The sequence below is a fragment of the Gemmata palustris genome (assembly GCF_017939745.1).
GTDB classification, from domain to species: domain Bacteria; phylum Planctomycetota; class Planctomycetia; order Gemmatales; family Gemmataceae; genus Gemmata; species Gemmata palustris.
The window spans coordinates 1,455,469-1,475,012 of sequence record NZ_JAGKQQ010000001.1 but is presented as its reverse complement, the minus strand read 5'-3'; the positions used below and the strand labels follow the sequence as shown (position 1 = coordinate 1,475,012).

11 protein-coding genes and 1 pseudogene are annotated in these 19,544 nt (G+C 66.0%); 8 read left to right on the top strand and 4 right to left on the bottom strand.

All coding sequences use genetic code 11. From position 1 onward, the window contains the following. The first annotated feature begins 24 nt into the window (after positions 1-24). Positions 25-936, top strand: coding sequence for a DUF1559 domain-containing protein (locus J8F10_RS05915; protein ID WP_210652929.1), 912 nt, complete (start codon positions 25-27; stop codon positions 934-936). A gap of 69 nt (positions 937-1,005) precedes the next feature. After that, positions 1,006-1,461, top strand: a complete 456-nt coding sequence (locus J8F10_RS05910; RefSeq protein WP_210652928.1) for a hypothetical protein — start codon at positions 1,006-1,008, stop codon at positions 1,459-1,461. 666 nt (positions 1,462-2,127) lie between these two features. Here the strand turns inward: J8F10_RS05910 and J8F10_RS05905 are convergent. The 4 genes from J8F10_RS05905 to J8F10_RS05890 form a co-directional block, all read right to left on the bottom strand. Beyond that, positions 2,128-6,579, bottom strand: a complete 4,452-nt coding sequence (locus tag J8F10_RS05905) for a beta strand repeat-containing protein (protein ID WP_210652927.1) — start codon at positions 6,577-6,579, stop codon at positions 2,128-2,130. Positions 6,580-7,316: 737 nt separating this feature from the next. Continuing rightward, positions 7,317-9,095, bottom strand: coding sequence for an outer membrane protein assembly factor BamB family protein (locus J8F10_RS05900; protein WP_210652926.1), 1,779 nt, complete (start codon positions 9,093-9,095; stop codon positions 7,317-7,319). 801 nt (positions 9,096-9,896) lie between these two features. After that, entirely contained in the window at positions 9,897-12,959 is a 3,063-nt protein-coding gene (locus J8F10_RS05895; protein ID WP_210652925.1) for a hybrid sensor histidine kinase/response regulator, read from the bottom strand. A 190-nt stretch (positions 12,960-13,149) separates the two neighbouring features. Then, positions 13,150-13,356, bottom strand: coding sequence for a hypothetical protein (locus J8F10_RS05890; protein ID WP_210652924.1), 207 nt, complete (start codon positions 13,354-13,356; stop codon positions 13,150-13,152). Between the two features lie 288 nt (positions 13,357-13,644). Here J8F10_RS05890 and J8F10_RS40640 point away from each other — a divergent pair, with 288 nt between their 5' ends. From J8F10_RS40640 to J8F10_RS05860, 6 genes and pseudogenes are all read left to right on the top strand, one after another. Further along, the gene (locus tag J8F10_RS40640) at positions 13,645-13,929 is read left to right on the top strand and encodes a UBP-type zinc finger domain-containing protein (protein ID WP_210652923.1); all 285 of its coding nucleotides are present in this window, start codon (positions 13,645-13,647) and stop codon (positions 13,927-13,929) included. 51 nt (positions 13,930-13,980) lie between these two features. After that, positions 13,981-14,393, top strand: a pseudogene (locus J8F10_RS40635) (thioredoxin family protein). 27 nt (positions 14,394-14,420) lie between these two features. Then, entirely contained in the window at positions 14,421-16,070 is a 1,650-nt protein-coding gene (locus J8F10_RS05875) for an FAD-dependent oxidoreductase (protein WP_210652921.1), read from the top strand. Between the two features lie 884 nt (positions 16,071-16,954). Continuing rightward, positions 16,955-17,446: a DUF2924 domain-containing protein gene (locus J8F10_RS05870; protein WP_210652920.1), complete on the top strand. Its 492-nt coding sequence runs from the start codon at positions 16,955-16,957 to the stop codon at positions 17,444-17,446. Further along, positions 17,443-19,065 carry a recombinase family protein gene (locus J8F10_RS05865; RefSeq protein WP_210652919.1) on the top strand — a complete coding sequence of 541 codons (1,623 nt, stop codon included), beginning with the start codon at positions 17,443-17,445 and terminating at the stop codon, positions 19,063-19,065. The genes J8F10_RS05870 and J8F10_RS05865 overlap by 4 nt, the downstream gene beginning before the upstream one ends. Continuing rightward, positions 19,062-19,496 carry a hypothetical protein gene (locus J8F10_RS05860; protein WP_210652918.1) on the top strand — a complete coding sequence of 145 codons (435 nt, stop codon included), beginning with the start codon at positions 19,062-19,064 and terminating at the stop codon, positions 19,494-19,496. Before J8F10_RS05865 ends, J8F10_RS05860 begins: the two co-directional genes overlap by 4 nt. Positions 19,497-19,544 lie beyond the last annotated feature (48 nt).

Below are 19,544 nucleotides of genomic sequence, written 5' to 3'. Positions count from 1 at the left end.
ATTGTCATTTTCGGAACCATCATCATGTGGTCAGGACGGATAACGCCGCGCGGGTTCACATTGATCGAGTTGCTCGTAGTGATCGCGATCATCGCGATCCTGATCGGGCTGTTGTTGCCCGCGGTGCAAAAGGTGCGCGAGGCGGCCGCGCGCGTGAAGTGCAGTAACCACCTCAAACAGGTCGGGCTCGCGGCCCACACGTACCACGATTCGCGGCAGCGGTTCCAGGGCACGAGGCCCAGTGACAACTGGGTCGTTGCAACGTCACCGTACCTGGAGCAGCAGGCCTTTTACAACGCCTGGACCGCGGCCGCGGACCCGAGCACGGGCGGGGCGTCGGCGCCGTCGGCGACGGTCTTCCCGACCCTGCTCTGCCCGTCCGACCCGGCCGTCGCTCAAACGGTCCTCGTCGACTGGGCGAGCCGGCACCGCTCGGTCATTAGTTACTCTCCGAGCGCCTGTGTCGACGTCACCCTGTGGACCGTGCCGGCCAAGGACGAAGGAGTGTTCCCGCCGAACACGCCCGGGGTCACGCTCACCTCGATTACCGACGGGACCAGCTCCACGCTGCTGTTCGGGGAGTTCGACATGAGCGACCCCAATTACACCCCGATGGCCCAGGCGATGTTGGGGGCTCCGTACTTCCCGTTCGACAGCGAACGACTGGCCGGGCTGTGGTCGCTGGAGGGGAGCGCGCGGGGGACTGTGCCGGGGCTTAATTACCGGCTTCCCGGCGCCCCGTACCCGTCCAACCAACTCGTGCTGAACGACCTGCTGTCGAAGCGGAACACGGTGTTCTCCAGCCGGCACCCCGGTGGGGTGGGCTTCGTGTTTGCGGACGGTTCGGTCCGGTTCCTCCGCGACTCCATCGCCCCAACCACCCTGAACGCCCTGTGCACTCGCGCCGGCGGCGAAGTCATCACCGAAGATTACTGACCCCCATCAACGGTTCCCAACTGACCCGTGCCGGGGCATAGCGCCGGCACTTTGCGAGTACAAAATACAATGGTATCCCGATTCGTTTCGCTCCGCGCGGCTGCTCTCATCGCGATCGTTGGCGTCACCGGGTGCGAGCGTGGGACACCATTGGCCGAGGTCGAGGGGGTGATCACCTGCAGCGGGCGGCCGCTTGCCAACGTCGAGGTGGTCTTCCTGCCGGACCCGGAACAGGGCACTTCCGGGCCGCGCTCCAGTGGGTACACCGACGACACCGGCCGCTACCGATTGACCACCCCGGGGGGCGACGGCGCCGCCGCCGGAACGCACCGGGTTACGGTTCGCGACCTGACGACGGTTCGCGGACCGTTCGCGACGGTGGGCAATCCGGCCACCAGCCCGGCCGCTCCAAAGGCCCGATTCGCAGAAACCTACCTGAGCCCGTCCGCGACCCCTCTTAAGAGGGTGAAGGTCCAACCCGGGAGGAACGTGCTGAACTTCGACCTGACCGGTCCGGGCAAATAGGGCGGGCCTCTCAAGAACACCAATACGTTGGGGCCACGAACAAGGCAGGCCTCGGGCAAACAATATTGACAAGCCCACAGTCTCGCGCCTGTTAACCGGAACTGGTGTCAGTTTTTCAGACGCGGCAACCGAGCCGGCTGGTTAACAGTGGCGCGAGCGCGAGAGGTTCGAGGAGTGTCCATCTTGGACATCGAACGAGATCCGAACTCGCGATCGCCTAACAGCGCGCGTTCGCGCTCACTTCGCACGAAATCCTACAATTTCCAGTGCGTCATCAGTGTGGGGCGAAAAATCTCGCGCGTGCAGAGGCGCGGAAGTTCGAGGAGTGTTGGGCTCGGGGAGCTGAGTCAGCAGGTGCGGAATAATCGCACACAGGGGTTAACGCGCACAGCCGGGAGTGAGTGCTCCCGGCTGCCTTCGTTTTCTCCACGTTTTCAAGCATTTTGGTCCACATTCCAGGCGTGGCAAAAGTCTCGGGTTCGAGCGAGACATCTCGGGGTCCGAGCCGAAACGCTAGGGTTCGTCTCGGACCCCGAATTTCTCTTCGGAAAAGTCTCGGAGTCTCGCCGAGAGACCAACACACGGGTTAACACCGGGTTCGCCTCGGACCCCGAACTTTTTTCTCGAACAGGAACCGGTAATTGAACGTTACCGGCACCGTTTCGATCAGACCGGTGAGACGGCGTCTTGCGTTGTGACACCGAGCAGAACGTCGCGTTGGCTCACCGTTCCCGTGGTGCGGGCCAAGTACCAGTCGCTCCCGCCCCCGCCGGTGAGGTAATCGGTCGCGCCGTCGTCGTCCACACGCGGGGCGAGGTACCCACTCAACGCGCTCACGCGGTCCGCGAACGGGGCGGTAGACCCCCAGGTCGTCGCGACGTTCAGGAGCGCGGCCCTCCGGGCCTCTTGGCTCGGCTCGGCGTCCAGGAACAGGCCGCCGACGAGAATGTCGTCGCCGTTCAGACCGAGCAACTGGTCCGACCCGCCCCCACCGATCAGGACGTCGCGCCCGGCCCCACCGAGCAGCGTATCGTTACCGGCGTCACCGACGAGGACACTGTTCCCGCCGCCGACCTTGATCCAGTCGTTCCCGTCCCCACCGAACACGATCGCCGGGAGACTCACCCCGCCGGCCACGGTCACCGTGTCGTCACCGGCCTGGGCGTAAATCTCCAACCGCGACACCGGTTCGGGGGACGTAATCGTGAATAGGCCGATGTGCGCGCCCCCGATGGTCAGGTCGACGTCGTACCCGTTCGTGCGCGGGTTCACGGTCGCGATCGTCAATTCGGAACCGCCCGGACGGGGCGACAACATGGTCACAATGTAACTCCCGGCGCCCGCCCCCGGCGAAACGATGATGGTATCGGCGTCGGTCGTTCCGCCGATCACGAGTGCCCCGTCCCGCACCGCAAGCGCGGACACGGTGACGGTGCGCGTGACCGCGGCACTCGCCCCGCCGTCCTTATCGGTCGCGGTTACCGCGACCGTGTAAGTACCGGCTCGGGTGTAGACGTGCTCCGCGGTTGTCCCACTCGGGCCGGTGACCTGCTGGGTGGTCCCGTCGCCCCAGTTGATCGCGAACGTGAACCCCGCGGCCGCATCGATCGACGAGGCATCGGTCGCCGACAGCACGAACGTCCGGGCCTGCCCGCGAACGCCGGTCGCCGGTCCGCTCACCCCCGCGACCGGGGCCGCGTTCGCCACCACGACGTTGAAAGCCGCGGTCCCGTACTCGTCGCCGTCGAAGACCCGAACGGTGACCGTGAAGGTGCCGTTGTCGAGGTAGCGGTGATCGAGGGCGAAGGACTTGTCCGCGTTCAGTGCCAGTGGCCGAGCGCCGGTCCCGTCGCCGTAATTCACCGTTGCCGTCCACGCATCGGCCCCGGGATCCGTGAACGAGCCGGACGCATCGAACTCGTCGCCCTCGTTCGGTGCCGGTTGCCCCCCAATGAACGCGACCTGTGGCGCCACGTTCAGTGCCGTGACCGTGAACGTTTTCACGTCCACCGGGTTGCCCGGGGCGCTCGGATCGGAGATGGCGACTCGGAACACGTACTCGTTCGGGCCGTTGGGCGCGAAGAACCGGAACGCGCCGGTGCTCGGGTCGATCGTCGCGCCGACCGGAACGTCGCCGACCAGCGAGAACGTGAGCGGCCCGGGCGCTTCTGCGCCGGTCGCGGTGACCGTGAACGCGACCGTTTGCCCCTCGTTCACCGTGACATCGGCGATCGGGTCAATGACGGGCAACGCGCCGACCTCGGTCACGAGGTTTAGCGCCTGTCCGGTCCCGTCGTACTCCGGCACGAGCACGCGGTAACCGCCCGGGTGGTAACCGCCCACCGGGTAGGTGAAATCGCCCGAGCGCGTACCGGCCGTGCGGAACACCTGGAACACGTCCCCGAAGCCCGGGAGGAACCCGCCGTCGGTGAACACGTCGAGCGCGCCCGCCAGTTGCGACGCCCCGTTGACTTGCAGCTTGCCGAACTGCCCGGTGGCCGAGGCGCCGCCCAAACCGATCACCAGCCGACCGTCGGCGATCTGCGTGTAGTTCCCGGTCACGGTAAGTGCGCCGGACGCGAGGCCGGGTCGGACCGTTCCCCGGTTGATGACGTTCCCGTTGACGGTGAGCGTTCCGCCGAGCGTCGCGCCGGGGGCGATCGTCAGGTCCGTCGCGCCGCCGACCTGTCCGGTCCCGGTGAGCGTTCCGGCCGCGAGCGTGTAGGCGGGGGGATTGGGGAACGGCGCGGTGCCCGGCAGAATAATGGCCGCCGCGGACGATGACGCGGTGCCCACCTGAATCGTGCCGGTGTTGGTCAAGAACGGGACGCCGGCCGGTAGCCCGAATACGGGGGCCGAAACCGCGAAATTGCCAGCCCGGACGTCAAATGTGCCGGAGTTCGTGAGCGGGACGTTCCACGTCGTCCGCGGGCCGAACAGTACCGGACCGCTCCCAGCGGACTTCCGCAGCGTGCCCGCGTTGTTGAACGCCGGTACGAGTCCGCCGAACGGGGAGGGCGCGATCGATCCGTCCCCGGTGATGTCGAAGAGCGCGCCGGCAAGGTTATTGAACACCGCCCCGTTGGTGAACTGGAGCGCCCCGTTCCCGGTCCAGGTCAGAGTGCCGGTGTTGTCGACCGTCCGGCCGTCCAGGACGAGTGCGAAACTGCCGCCAATGGTCGAGGTACCGTTCAGCGTGGTGGTCCCGGTGCCGGACATCGTTCCGCCGGTCCAGGTGAACAGCCCGCCAACGGTTACGTGCCCCGCGCCGGTGAGCGTGCCGGACGCGAGCGTCAGGTTCCCGACGTCGAGGGTCGTGTCGACCGTTGCCCCCTGGATGACCAAGTTCGCAGCGCTCAGCGGCCCCGGGCCGGTCACGGTCCCGCTCTCGAGACTCAAGTTGGCGAGCGCCACCGGGCCGGTCACGGTCAGCGCCCCGCCGAACGGCCCGCCCGCGAACTGGACCTGGCCCGTGCCGGTCGCCGTTGCCCCGGCGCTAAGGGCGAAACTACCGCTCAATCGCAGTGCGGTTGCGGGCGCGAGATCGAGCACCCCGGCGCTCGACCCGCCGCCGGTCAGGTTCAACGTGCCCCCGGCCACACGCACGGTGCCCCCGGACTGGTTCACCACTGGTAGCGCGATGGTCGCCGCGCCGGGGCCCGTTTTGAGAATCGTGCCCTGGTTCGTGAATTGAGCCGTCGGGCCGGTAAAGAACGTACCGAGCGACGCGCCGGTGCGCACCTCGAACACGCTGCCGGGCAAGTTGGTCCACGTTCCGCCGTTGGTAAACGTGAACGACGCGCCCGCGTCGAGGAGTGCGGCGCCCGAGTTCTCGATCGACCGGGTATCAACGGTCGTGAAGAACCCGCCGCTGATGCTGCTCGTCCCCCGTGTGACGAGGCGCCCGCCCCCGTTCACGGACCCGTTCGTGAACGTCCAAGTGTCGGTCACGACGGCCGTTCCCGGCCCGGTCACGGTCCCGTTCTGGGTCAGTGTTCCGATCGTCAGCGTGCTGCCCGCGAGCGTGTTCAACGTTCCGCCGGAGATCTGGACCGCGTCCACCGTCACGGTTCCGTTCGCGGCCAGTTGCTCGAACGTATTGAGGACGATCGGTCCGCCCGTAACCGTGGCCCCGTCTTGCAGTGTAAACGGCGGGGTGAACGCGGTGCCGGAGACGACCATGCTGGCGCCACCGGCCAGTTGAATGGCCCCGCTACTGGTGCCCGATCCGGTGGTGAGTGCGCCGCCCGAGACGGCCAGTGTGCCGGAATTGGCGAAGGCCGAACCGGTGTTCAGGTTCCCGCCCGTGACACCGAGCGCCCCCAAGTTCGCAAGACCGGTCAGGTTCAGGTTCGCGCCATTCACGGTGATCGTGCCCGAGTTCTCGGTCGCGACTCCGATGCCCGTGGTTCCCGGGCCGTTGACGACCACCGCCCCTTCATTTACTAACTTGCTCGTGCTGCTGGCGAAAAAGGTGCCGATACCGGCCCCGCTCTCGATCTCGAGCGTGCCGCCCGCCAGGTTGCGGAACAGCGCGTTATCGCGGAACGTGAACGAATTGGCCGCGAGCAGCGTCGCGTGACCCGCGTTCTCGATCACCCGGTTCTCGCGGACCGACCCGAACGTAGTGCCCTCGAGTGTCGACGTGCCGGTCAGTTCCGTGGTCCCGGACCCGGCCATCACCCCGTTGGCCCCCCACGTCACGGCCCCGGAAAGCGTCAAGGTGCCGGTGCCGGTCACGACCCCGCCAAATGTCACCCCGCCGAGCGCGAACGCCCCGCTCACGAGCGCGTCGCCGTCCAGTTGGAGCGTGCCGCTGACGACGCGCAGGTCACTCGAACTCGTCAGCGTTTTGGCGGACGCGGTTCCGAACGTGTCGTTGATCTCGACCCCGCCGGACGCGCCACTAATGGTGACGTCATCGGAGAGCGTGGGGAGCGCGTCGCCGCTCCAGTTGAGCGCGTCGAACCAATTAGAAGTGCCGCCCCCACCGTCCCAAAACACGGCGGCCGGGGTCGCGCGGTCCTCAAGGTGTTCGAGTGCCAGCCTCGGCTTCGGGGACCGTCGCTGTTTCCGAGCAGAATGACCGAGCCAGCTTTGTAACGCCTTCACGACCATAGGAGCGTGTTCCTTCGGTGATGTGTCCGTCGGGATCGGGGCGGACAAAACCCCACGAAACAATAAGTGAACCTTTGAACCCTATCAAGCACCGTTGCGGCAACTTGAACTGACGTGGCCCGGAAGACAGAGTAAACAACAGCGGGCCAGGTTCGGTGCGCGATTGAAATGAGAATGTCGTGATTTTTCGTCCGGGTGGTTCACGAAATGAAGGAGCGCCAAACAGGGGACGGTAGAACAATTGCGCGATCGACTTTCGCGCCACGAACGTCGGAGCGCCGCTGTAACGCAAGAAATGTTCTCGGGTTGTGTGCGAGTCGACTCGGTCGAAGTTGGGAAGTCGCGTGATTGTTGCCGACACTTCGGTCGCGTTCGGTGTAGTTAGCAGATAGCGATTTCTTCTGTTTACCCGCCAGCCCGCTGGTCGCGACGCGAAGGGCGCTGGGGCTCACCCCAAGGTGCCCCGATGCCGTCCACACGCGATCCATCCGCACTCACACCCGCCGAGCCGTGTGCTCGGCGCGACAATCGCTTCGCATTCTCACGCGGGAATAACTCTGTTGCATTCCCCCACAGGCGCATTCTGGCGAGTTCCCGTGCGGACCGGTTCGGCCCGCGGTCAGTGTACCGACTTGGCTGGGTTTCGTTCGCCGTTTTGAAGCTTGAGGTCGAGGTGGCCGAAGCGTGGAAGCAACAGGCTTGTCCGAGACTATCGGTCGTCTTGGGCCGTATCTGTCTCAGGCAAACCTGATCGGGTTCAGCATCAGAAAAAAACAGCCGATCAATATCACGGAAAACAGAAATGCAGCAAGCCATCGTCGCGCGTAACAGAGTCGAATCGTGCCGCTCACGGCAACACTAATTGTCAGAGCAAATATAATCTTGAGGGCAATTGTCCATGAATGGCTAACTCGCCCGTATTCCAGAAGGCCGTATGCGGGGGAGACGGACAACACCAGAAACCAGGCCGCCAAGCCCACCGACGGGGGCGTTTCGTCGTGGGGAACACTAGGCAGAGTTTGTTTCGGGCGCTTCCGCCGCGCGAGCCGTGCCAAGACGAGGACCAATACGCCAGCGACTGGCAGCGCGGCGCAAATGGCCAGCCAGGTAACATACCGTCCTAATTTGTGGAACGGGTCATCGGGGCTGGGGTCGATGACGATCCGCCCGGGGTAATCCGTTTCGGCGCGAAGCTTCGCCCACCTTGTCGAAGCCGGCTGAATATCCGATGGCAATCGGATGCTGCCAGACAGGTTGCCGGTTTGCTCGAGTCCCCTTCGGTATTCGGCCGCCTGCTCGGTCAGGTAGGGTGGCATCCCGTGGCGCGACGAGTAGGACATCGTTTGGCGAATCACGGGGAACGTGTAAAGCCATCGGGAGCGACCCGTCTCGCTGTCCAAGCATTCCAGCTGCCCTTCGCTGCTGCCCAGCAGCAGTTTGCCGTCCGCCTCGGCAACGTGTGAGATCAAGCCGTATTCTCCGAGATACGGCGCGTACGCCACCCATAACCCTTTAGGTTTGATCAGCCGGAGCACTTGACCAACTGCAATGTCTGCGTCCCTGCTTGAAGTGGTTACAAAAATGCCCGACGCCAGTAGCTTCGGAAGATGGTGTCTTCCCCGAAAAGACTCTCTGTCGCCTTCTCGCTCGTCGCGAGACTCATCGCCTTCTTCCCAGAGGTTCGCAAGCGTTGCACGCTCATGCGGGTTTACTTGTTGGACTTGCCCGCCGTTAAAATACTTCTCGCCCCAGATGAATGCCGCATTCTCTCGCGATGCATTTGCAACGACTTTAGGTGACGTGTGATCCGCCTCGGCCACAACCTTGCCCTCAAGATCGAGCATCTTCACACGGAGAGGTCTCCCGGAGGCTCGGTGCGACTCGGCGGAACCGTCCTCCACCAGGTAAATGAGTCGGCCGTCAAAGTAAACCTGATGCCAACGGACGTCGGACGAAGCGTCGTGGCGCAAAATGCGGTCGCCACTCTTGAGGTCGAAGACGAGCAAGGTGGGTGGCCTGTGCGAGTAATCGGGCGTGGCGACCAGCACCTTCCCGTTCGCCGCCGATAGGTGCCAACCGCCTTCCATGTCAATCTTCCAGGAAACCTGGCCGGATTGAACACTTCGACAGGTAACGCTGTGGTTTCCGTCGTGTGAGACAACGTGCTCGCCGTCGAGCACCGCGCCGTAACAATGCTCGGCCCGCCAGACGGGCGCGAAGGTGTTCCTGTCGAGAAAAACGATTCTTCCGTAGGACGTCATCAGAACGCCCTGTCCCGTCAGTTGGAGGTTGCCGGAGTATTCAAAATTGCTGTCTGGTTTCTTGCGAAGCAGTACCTCGCCGGTGTCCAGGTTCAGCACCGTGAGACTGCCCGTGCCCTGTGCGAAGATGACGCGTTTATCATCAACCAGAACGTTGCTGTCGAACGCCACGCGCACGGAGGTGTACGCCGACAAGGAGCCACCACTTGCCAGCCAGAGCAAGGTAACGACCGCAACCCTGAACGCCGGCGACAAAGGCGGATTCCGAGACGGTCGATGGGTTACCGCATACGCAACCAGTATGAGTCGCTTCATTGACGCGCGTCCCAAGGATGACCGACTTCATCTGCTCGTCTTATCGTAGCCGACGTTGCGAGGCAGGACTGCTGCCAGAAGCTGAGAGTCATGAAACGAGTGCACGGAAAAGAGACTTGTTGCTGCCGAACAGGTTTGAAGAATAGGGCGGCCCGTTCTCGATTTGCTAACAGGCTCTGCCAGAACCTCAGCAAATGCCTGTTTTCAAGGGACTTCGGGAGGTTGTGGCAGAGCCTCTAACGAAGTCTTTTCCACTCCAGTCCGACACACCGGATTGAGCATCTCGTCCAACGAGCGTTACCCCCGGCACGGCAGCGTCCGGCAATTTTCTCCCTGCGTCACTCAGGTTCGGTTGACGCTGAGAGTGAGCCACGGTCGTCGGGCGATCGGCACCTCGATCGCACTTCTCTGAACACTTCGGACGCGTTCGGTGTAATTAACAGGTAGAGACTTTTCTGCTGTTCTCCCGCCAGCCCGCCGGTCGCGACGCGAAGGGCGCTGGGGCTCACCCACGAGGTGCCCCGATGGCGTCAACACGCGATCCGTCCACACTCACACCCGCCGAGCCGTGTGCTCGGCGCGACAATCGTTTCGTATTGTCACGCGGAAACATCTCTGTTGCATTCCGCCACGGGCGCATTCGGGCGAGTTGCAGGTGGACGAAGAAACTGCCTTCGGAGATGGGGCGTTCGCGCAAGTCGGGATTCGGAGGGTCCGAGGCTCCGCGTAGCCGGCCCGCCGTCAGGTCGAGGGTTGGTCGAGCACCTCCCGGACCTTCCAGGCCAGCGCGGCCGGGGTGAACGGCTTCTGGAGGAAGTTCACCGACTCGTGCAGCACGCCGTGCCGGACCACCGCGTCGTCGGTGTACCCGGACACGAACAGTACCCGCAGCCCGGGGTGCCGCTCGGCCAGGCGCTCGGCCGCCGCCCGCCCGCCGAGTCCCGGCATCACCACATCGGTGACCAGCAGGTCGATGCGCCCCGCGTGGTCGGCCGCCACCCGAAGCGCCTCGTCACCGCCCGCCGCTTCCAGGACCGCGTACCCGGCACTCTGGAGGATGTGCCGGGTCAGCGCCCGGACCGCGGCGTCGTCCTCCACCACGAGCACCGTCTCGGTGCCCCGCGGCAAGGCCCGGAGGGCCGAGTGAGACTTCGCTCCCCCGCCCGTCGGCTCGGTCCGGGGCAGGTACACCTTGAACGTCGTCCCGACCCCCACCTCGCTGTACACATCGACGTGCCCGCCGGATTGCTTCACGATCCCGTACACGGTCGCCAGGCCCAGCCCCGTCCCCTTACCCGGCCCCTTGGTGGTGAAGAACGGCTCGAAGATCTTGGCCCGCACCTCGGGCGTCATCCCGCACCCGGTGTCCGAAACGGCCAGCAGGACGTGCGGCCCGGGGCGAGCGTCCGGGTGGGACGCAGCGTAGGTTTCGTCCAGCTCGACGTTGCCGGTCTCGATGGTCAGCTTGCCGCCGGTCGGCATGGCGTCCCGGGCATTCACAGCCAAGTTCAACAGGATCTGCTCGACTTGGCCGGGGTCGGCCTTCACCGGCCACAGCCCGCTGGCCGTCGTGGTGGACAGTTTCACGTCCTCGCCGATCACCCGCCGGAGCATGCTGGCGGTGTCGCCGACCACCGCGTTCAGGTCCAGTACCTTCGGGGCCAGCACCTGCTTGCGGCTGAATGCGAGGAGCTGGCGGGTCAGCCCGGCGGACCGCTCCCCGGCCCTGTGGATCTCGGTGACCAACCCCCGGTTCGGGTCACCCGGCGGGAGGCCGCCGAGGACGATGTCCGAGTACCCGTTGATGATGGTCAGCAGGTTGTTGAAGTCGTGCGCCACGCCGCCAGCGAGCTGCCCGAACGCTTCCATCTTCTGGGCCTGCCGGAACTGCTCCTCCAGGAGAAGCCGCGCGGTGAGATCTTGCGCGAGGCAGAGCAGACCGGTGAAACGCCCGCCCTCGTCCAGCAGCGGGGTGTTGAACCACTCGCAGGTGATGGTCCGCCCGTCCTTGGTGAGGTTCAGGTTGACCGAGTGGGCGGCCATGTCCCCGGCCCGGATGCGGGCCAGCAGCGGCTCCGCCTCCGCCCGGAACGACGCGGGCACGATCCTCTCGTACGGCGGCCCCATCCCGAGCACCTCGTCCTTCCGGAAGCCGAAGATGCGCTCGGCGGCCGGGTTCCAGTCGGTGACCCGCAGGTCGGCGCCGAACTGGACGTAGGCCAGAGGCATCCGCTCGAATTGGACCTGCAGCCGTGCCAGCAGGGCGTCTCGCTCGGCTTCGGCCCGCTTGCGGTCGGTCACGTCGTGGAACGTCACGACCCCGAGCTCGACGTCCCCGCCCGGGCCGCGGACCGGCGCCCCGCTGTACCGCATCACCCGCTCGGCCCCGGTGTCCCGCCGCCGCAGGACGTACTTCTCGTCGGTCACCGCCTCGCCCCGGAGCACGCGGGGCATCGGCCAGTCGCGGGGCGGGACGGGGGTCCCGTCGGGGCGGGACAGGGTGAAGGTGTCGGCGAACGAGGACAGGTGGCGTCGGGCCTCGTCGGGTGAGGCGTACCCGTGCAGCCGCAGGGCGGCCGGGTTCCAGTCCAGCAGGTTGCCCTCGGGGTCGGCGTACACCAGCCCGTCGGCCATGGTCTCGACCACCGCGCGCAGCCTGGCCAGCCCGCGCTCGAGCTCCCGCTCGGCCCGCAGGCGGTCGGTCGCGTCGAGCGCCAGAACCAAGCGGGCCAGGCGGCCGCCGAAGGCCAGGGACCGGTCGGCCACCTCGACGTCGCGGACCGACCCGTCCTTCCACCGGTGCCGCCACACGCCGCGGCGCTGGAGGGCGGCGCCCGGCCCTTGGATCGCGGCCAGCAGGGCCGGGACGTCCTCGGGCGGGCGGATGTCGGTCACCCGCATGTCGAGGAACTCGTCCCGGGTGTACCCGTAGCACTCGACCGCGGCGTCGTTGACGGCCAGGAACCGGAGCGTCTCGGCGTCGTACACCCACATCGGGTGGGGGCTGGCATCGAACAGCTCGCGGTACCGGCGCTCGCCCTCCCGGAGTTGCTCCTCGGCCGCCACCCGGTCGCTCACGTCCCGGAAGTTGACGACGACGGCCCGGACGGCCGGGTCGTGCAGGAGGTTGGTGGCCCGGGCCTCCAGCCACAGGTAATGGGCGTCCCGGTGGCGGGCGCGGTGGACGGTGTCGGCCGACCCGCCAGGGGTGGCCAGCAGCCGCTCGAACTCGGCACGGACGCGGACCATGTCGTCCGGGTGCATCAGTTCGAACCCGTTGCGGCCGACGTCCTCGTCCTGGGGGTAGCCGAGGAGCCGGATGCCGGCCGGGCTGGAGTACAGGATGGTCCCGTCCGGGGCGATCAGGTCGACGGCGTCGAAGCTCTTCTCGATGATCGCCCGGAAGCGGCTCTCCGCACCCTTCTGGTCCTCGATGTCGGTACACGTCCCGACCCAGCGGACGACCTCCCCGCGACCGTCGAGCTGGGTGTGGGCGCGCGCCAGGAACCAGCGGTACGCGCCGTCGTGCCGCCGGAGTCGGTACTCGCTCTCGAACGGCTCCCCGGTCCCGACGGAATGCAGCCAGGTGGCCCGGGTCGCCGGCACGTCGTCGGGGTGAACCAGCCGCTCCCACCCGGCACCGAGGGTGACACCCGCGGGCAGCCCGGCGTACTCAAGGATGCGGCGGTTGTGATAAGTGGTCCCCCCGTCGGGGCCGGCGAGCCACACCATATGCGGCATGGCGTCGGCGATGTCCTCGAAAACGAAGCCGTCCGGTGGCGCCTCGCCCGTCAACACGGCCATCGCGTCTCTCCTTGAGTCGCCGGGGCGAGACGGAGTCGTCTCAAACGGATTGTGGATGGTGAACATGGAGTATAACACGGACGGGGCCGGGCGTTACGGTCCCGTCGGCAAGATGACCGCCACAGCCCTGTGAGGATCACGGCCAAGAGCGTCCGATGCGACACGATGGGAAAAATGGAACACGGCACGATCAGGCCGGGGACGGGGACAGCGATTGCCGGACCACGGTCAGGGGCTCGGCGCGCTCGAACGGCTTGTACAGCACGGTGGCAGCACCGGGCCCCTGTGCAAGGGGAGCAGGTTCATCGCCCCCCCGTAATCCGCCGCCGCTCATCGCCACCACGCGAGCGCCTAAGAACTCCCGGGCGAGTTCGCGGAGGACTTCCAGCCCGTCCATATTCGGGCATGAACACGTCGCATAGCACCAGGGCGGCGGGACGGACCCGGAACGCGCGCATGGCGCTCCGCCCGTCCGAGGCTTCCTCGACCTCGAACTTTTCTGGTTCGAGCAACCGCCGGATCGCGGTCCGCTTGGGAAGGCCACGCTCCAACACATGCAACTGGTGATTCCCTCGCTCTTCGACGCGGAGGGCCTTTTCGTCCTGGCGGAACGCTGGCTGGCCCGACGATAATGGTGAGGAGACGCTCACGGCTCAATTTTCAGGAGTTTTCCCGGAGGCTGATCATGAAATGTTCCCATATCCGCGGCGTCACACCGGCCCCGCCTCGCGCTTTGGGTTGCGAGGAATGCATCGGACATGGCACGCGATGGGTTCACCTTCGCCTCTGCCTGTCGTGCGGGCACGTCGGCTGCTGCGATAGTTCCCCCGGCAAACACGCCACCAAGCACCACCAGCACACCGGCCACCCGATCATGGCGTCCTTCGAGCCCGGTGAGCGCTGGACGTGGTGCTATGTCGACGAGATAGAGTTACCCGTGCCGGCGGAGGCCGAAGCTTACCTGCGGTAGCGAGATGAACGATTATGGCGGAACCACTATTACTCAAGTGCTCGTTCTGCGGTGCCACGAACCGTGTGCCGCCGGAGAAGCTTGCCCCGGGGCCTGGCCCCTGTGTGCGGCCGGTGCAAGAAACTGCGGTCACTCGACGCCCGGCCGGTGACAGTGACGGACGCCACCTTCGCAGCCGAGGTCGAGAATTCTCCACTCCCGGTGCGGCTCGATCTCTGGGCTCCGTGGGGCGGCCCATGCCGCATAATTGTCCCGTACTCGACGAACTCGCGGGGAAATTGGCCGGCAAGCTTCGCTTCGCCAAACTCAACGTCGCCGACAACCCGGCCACCGCGTCCCGCTTCCGCGCCAGCAGGATTCCGCTCCTCGTGGTGCTGAAGGCAGGCCGCGAAGTGGACCGCCTTGTCGGCGTTCACCCGAGCGATGAGACCGAACAGCGGCTCCAGCGTGCCATCGGGATTTGAACGAACGCCACTTCAGGAGGCCCGACCGTGCCCAAGAACGATCTGAAAACCGTGGCGTTTCCGAAGCTGAGCGAAGCCCAGTTGGCGTCGCTCGGCGAGTGCTCGCTCACCAAATCCGAACGGTTCCGCGACGGGGAGACGCTTTTTGAATGCGGGCAGCGCGACTGGAAGTTCTTCGTCGTCAAACGCGGCACGGTCGAAATCCTCGACGAGTCCGGCGATCAGCCCCAAAGGATCCACCTCCACCAGCCCGGCGAGTTCACCGGCGACGTGGACCAGCTCACCGGCCGGCCGGCACCCATCAGCGCCGTCGCACGTGGCGACACCGACGTCTTCGAAGTCTGCCCCGAAGCCCTGCGGCAGTTGCTCAACCACCACCCAGACCTCGGCGACATCATTCTCCAGGCGTTCATCGCCCGCCGTCAGTTGCTCCGCGACTCGGGCACCTTCACCGGCCTGAGGGTCATCGGCTCCCAGTATTCGCAGGACACCTTCCGCGTTCGGGACTTCCTCGCGAAGAACTGCGTGCCCTTTACCTGGCTCGATGTCGAAATCGATCCGCTGGTGGGGGAACTGATGAAACGCTTCGGGGTCAGCGAAAACGACACGCCCGTGGTCGCCTGCGGCGACATGCTGCTCCTGCGAAACCCGTCCAACCAGCAACTGGCAGAGACGCTCGGCCTGCTCCGGCCACTGGAGAAGAGCGTGTACGACCTGGTGATCGTCGGAGGCGGCCCGGCGGGGCTAGCGGCGGCGGTGTATGGGGCGTCAGAGGGACTCCGCACGCTGATCCTGGAGCGACTGGCCCCGGGCGGTCAGGCCGGCCGCAGCATGAGGATCGAGAATTACCTTGGCTTCCCCACCGGCATCACGGGGGCCGAACTCACCGAGCGGGCCATTATTCAGGCCAACAAGTTCGGGGCCAACTTCGCCGTCGGCATGGTGGTTCACCGCCTCGCGCTCGAGAGTCAGTACCCGGTACTGCACCTCCGGGCGGGAGAAACGATTTCGACCCGCTGTTTGCTCATCGCCACCGGCGCGGAATACCGCAAGCTCGACGTGAAGGGATGCGATTCCTTCGAGGGCTGCGGCGTCTATTACGCCGCCACGCCGCTGGAAGCGCAAATGTGCCGGGGGTCCGACGTGGTCGTGGTCGGCGGCGGCAACTCGGCGGGCCAGGCGGCGGTGTTCATGGCCTCGCAGGTTCGCCACGTTTACCTCGTGGTCCGGGCGGAAAGCCTTCACAAGGAAATGTCGAGCTACCTCGCCAGCCGGATCGAAGGGACGTCGACCATCACGATATTGCTGAACACCGTGATCACGGCAATGACGGGCGAAGGCCACCTCCGCGAAGTGGCACTCCTCAACCGCAAGACAGGCGAGACGAGATCCCTCTCGACGCCGGCGGTATTCAGCTTCATCGGCGCGGTGCCACGGACGGACTGGCTGCCGCCGGAAATCGAGCGGGACGAAAAGGGTTTCGTGAAGACCGGCCCGCAGCTCACTCCGTCGCCGCACTGGACCCCCAAGCGACAGCCCTTTCTTCTGGAGACGACGCACACCGGGGTCTTCGCCGCCGGCGACGTGCGCTCCGGCTCCGTCAAGCGAGTCGCGTCCGCCGTGGGCGAGGGCTCGATGGCAGTACAATTCGTGCACGAATACATGAGAACGAATTAAACGACTGGGACCGTTCCACGAAGCGCCGTTTACCCGTCCCGGAGCACCCGAATGTTGGCCGCCGGGCTGGCGAACGTCAACTCCCGACAGAGAAAGCCAGCGAGCACGACCACGAGCAGCAGCGTCCGCACCCGCCAGAACGGATCGCTTCCGGCACGGGAGTGTAGCGACTCTCGTGCACATTCCCGGCAACGGATGCGGCATCCCCCAGCAGATCCGGTCTTAATGGTTGCCGGTTGTTGGCCACTCAAGTTCCCTTGTATCGAGGGAGTTTCTTGAGCAAATAAAGCCCACGGCTGTTCATGCCGCTTAACCGAATTCGGATCCTGATGATCTTCTTTTCAGTTCGCCGTTACTGACTTCGTTCCGACACACCGGGTTGAGCATCTCGTCCAACGAGCGCTACCCCGGCGCGGCAGCGTCCGGCAATCTTTTCCCCCGCTCCGCTCGTGTCCGGTTGACGCTGAGAGAGTGAGCCACGGTCGTCGGGCGATCAACACCTCGGTCGCACTTCTCTGAACACTTCGTTCCGGTTCGGTGTAATTAACGGGTAGAGACTTCTCCTGTAAACCCGCCAGCACGCCGGTCGCACCGCGAAGGGCGCTGGGGCTCACCCACGAGGTGCCCCGATGCCGTCCACACGCGATCCGTCCACCCTCACGCCCGACGAACGCACTCGCGAGCTCGCGCGCCTGCTCGCGACCGGGCTCGTGCGCCTCGGCTCGGACCTCCTCGCGTTACCTATCGATCCAACTCGGACGTCAGAAAAACCTTCGGAATCTGCCGCGAATGGACTTGCTGCAGGCCCTCAAAAGAGCGTCACTGGGACCGCCGGTTAACACCGCCGGGACCAGAGATTCCCAGGGATTCTGAGGAGGATACGGGTGGAGATCAACGTCGCCAGGGAACTCGCCGCGCTCGCGCGGCTCACGATCGCCGAACTGCGCACCCGGTACGCGGAGGTGTTCGGGGAACCGACCACGACCGGGAACCGTACGTGGCTCGTGCGCCGGATCGCGTGGCGCCTCCAGGTGCTCGCCGAGGGCGATCTCTCGGCACGGGCCCGAGCCCGAGCCGCGGAACTAGCCCGGGACGCGGACATCCGCCTGATTCCGCCCAAGGGGAGCACCGCCGCGGCCGGACCCGTTCACGCGGGCACCGTGCCCAAAGAAACGGGTGACGCGCGCCTGCCACCGCCCGGGAGTGTCATCACCCGCGCGTACAAGGGCACCACGGTCCGAGTCCAAGTTCTCGCGACCGGGTTCGAGTACGACGGGCGCACGTTCCCCTCGCTCAGCGCCGTGGCCAAGGCGGTCACCGGCTCGCACTGCAACGGGTTCCACTTCTTCAAACTCAACAAACCGGAGTGCGCATGACATCCCACACGACCCGACTCAACCGATCGCAGCCCCAGCCGAAGCCCGCGGACCGGGAACCGGTGAAACGAGTGCGGTGCGCGGTTTACACGCGCAAGTCCACCGAGGAGGGGCTCGAGCAGGAGTTCAACTCCCTCGACGCCCAGCGCGAGGCCGGGGAAGCGTTCGTACGCTCGCAGGCCGGAGAGGGGTGGGCCCTGGTACCCGAGAAGTACGACGACGGGGGGTACACGGGCGGGAACACGGACCGCCCCGGGCTCCACAAGCTCCTCGAACATGTCTCCGACGGGAAGGTGGACTGTATCGTCGTTTATAAGGTCGATCGGCTCAGCCGGAGCCTCCTCGACTTCGCCCAGCTCATGCGCACGTTCGAGGACAAAAAGGTCGCGTTCGTCTCGGTCACCCAGCAGTTCAACACCGCCACCTCGATGGGCCGCCTCGTCCTCAACGTCTTGTTGTCGTTCGCCCAGTTCGAGCGCGAGATCATCTCCGAGCGGACCCGGGACAAGATCGCGGCCACGCGGCGCAAGGGCAAGTGGGCCGGGGGGCACCCGGTCCTCGGGTACGACATCGACCCGGCCGGGTACAAGCTCGCCCTCAACACCGCCGAGGCCGAGCGCGTGCGGCAGATCTTCGCCCTGTACCTCGAGCACGGGGCCCTCGTGCCCGTGGTCGCGGAACTCGAGCGGCGCCAGTGGACGACCAAGCGCTGGGCCACGCGCAAGGGGCCGGAACGCGGGGGCAAACCGTTCGACCGCACGAACCTGTACAACCTGCTCACGAACCCGCTGTACGTGGGGCACGTGCGGTACAAGGACGAGGTCCACGACGGCGAGCACCCGGCCATCGTGGACCCGGGCGTGTTCGCCGCGGTGCAGCACGCCCTGACGCGCAACGGGCGCACCGGGGGCGCGCTGGTGCGGAACCAGTTCGGGGCGCTACTGAAGGGGCTCCTGCGGTGCGGGCCGTGCGGGGCCGCGATGACCCCGAGCCACAGCACCAAGGGGACGAAACGGTACCGGTACTACGTGTGCGGCACGGCCCAGAAGCGCGGGTACCGCGCGTGCCCGTCCAAATCGATCCCGGCCGAACCGATCGAGGGGTTCGTGGTCGAGCGCGTCCGGGCCGTCGGGCGCGACCCCGAGTTGCTCCGTCAGGTGCTCGAACAGGCCCGGGAGAAGGGCGCGGCCCGGATCAAGGAGCTTGAGGCCGAGCACCGGGGATTGGAGAAGGACCTGGGCACGTGGCACGGGGAGGTGCGCCGGCTCTCGGTCCAGCTCAAGCCCGGAGAGGACAACGGGCCGCTCGTCGCGCGCCTGGCCGACCGGCACGCGCGCATCGAGGCGGCCGAGCACCGCGCCGCCAAGGTACGCGAGCACCTCACGGCGGTGACCGATCAGTTGATTTCTGAAGAGGATGCGGCACGGGCTCTGGCCGCGTTCGACCCGATCTGGGGCACGCTCACCCCGCTCGAACGGGTCCGGGTGATCGCACTCCTGGTGGAGAAGGTCGAGTACGACGGGCGCGACGGGAATGTCACCGTGTCGTTCCACCCGACCGGGATCAAGGCCCTCGCCGACGAGTTCGCCGCGCGCCACGACGAACGGGAGGTCGCATGAGCACCACACGCGCACTGACGGTGGCGGGCACGATCCACTTCGCCCGGCGCGGGCGCACCAAGGAGCTGCGTGTCGGTCCCGCGCCGGTACCGCCCGAGCCCGGGCGCGTCCCGCGGGTTTCGCGCCTCATGGCGCTCGCCGTGCGGTTCGAGGACCTGATCCGGGCCGGCGAGGTGACCGACCACGCGGAGCTCGCGCGCCTGGGGCACGTGACCCGGGCCCGGGTGAGCCAGATCATGGCCCTGCTCCACCTCGCGCCCGACATCCAGGAACAGATCTTGTTCCTGCCCAAGCTGAACCGCGGGCGCGACCCGTTGGTGCTCAAGGACGTGCGCCCGATTGCCGCCACACCGGACTGGCGTCAGCAACGGAAAATGTGGCGCAACCTTCTTGAACGGAGCCTGGTCGCGCGAACGGAAGAGGCGAAATAATCGCCCGAATCGCCACTACCGACATTGGCAGCCGGGCTCGCAACTGGA

What these genes read in the sequence shown, in the direction of transcription:
- J8F10_RS05915 (WP_210652929.1), top strand. Translation starts at nt 25, where the DNA reads ATGTGGTCAGGACGGATAACGCCGCGCGGGTTCACATTGATCGAGTTG.
- J8F10_RS05910 (WP_210652928.1), top strand. Translation starts at nt 1,006, where the DNA reads ATGGTATCCCGATTCGTTTCGCTCCGCGCGGCTGCTCTCATCGCGATC.
- J8F10_RS05905 (WP_210652927.1), bottom strand. Translation starts at nt 6,579, where the DNA reads ATGGTCGTGAAGGCGTTACAAAGCTGGCTCGGTCATTCTGCTCGGAAA.
- J8F10_RS05895 (WP_210652925.1), bottom strand. Translation starts at nt 12,959, where the DNA reads ATGGCCGTGTTGACGGGCGAGGCGCCACCGGACGGCTTCGTTTTCGAG.
- J8F10_RS05890 (WP_210652924.1), bottom strand. Translation starts at nt 13,356, where the DNA reads ATGGACGGGCTGGAAGTCCTCCGCGAACTCGCCCGGGAGTTCTTAGGC.
- J8F10_RS40640 (WP_210652923.1), top strand. Translation starts at nt 13,645, where the DNA reads ATGAAATGTTCCCATATCCGCGGCGTCACACCGGCCCCGCCTCGCGCT.
- J8F10_RS05865 (WP_210652919.1), top strand. Translation starts at nt 17,443, where the DNA reads ATGACATCCCACACGACCCGACTCAACCGATCGCAGCCCCAGCCGAAG.
- J8F10_RS05860 (WP_210652918.1), top strand. Translation starts at nt 19,062, where the DNA reads ATGAGCACCACACGCGCACTGACGGTGGCGGGCACGATCCACTTCGCC.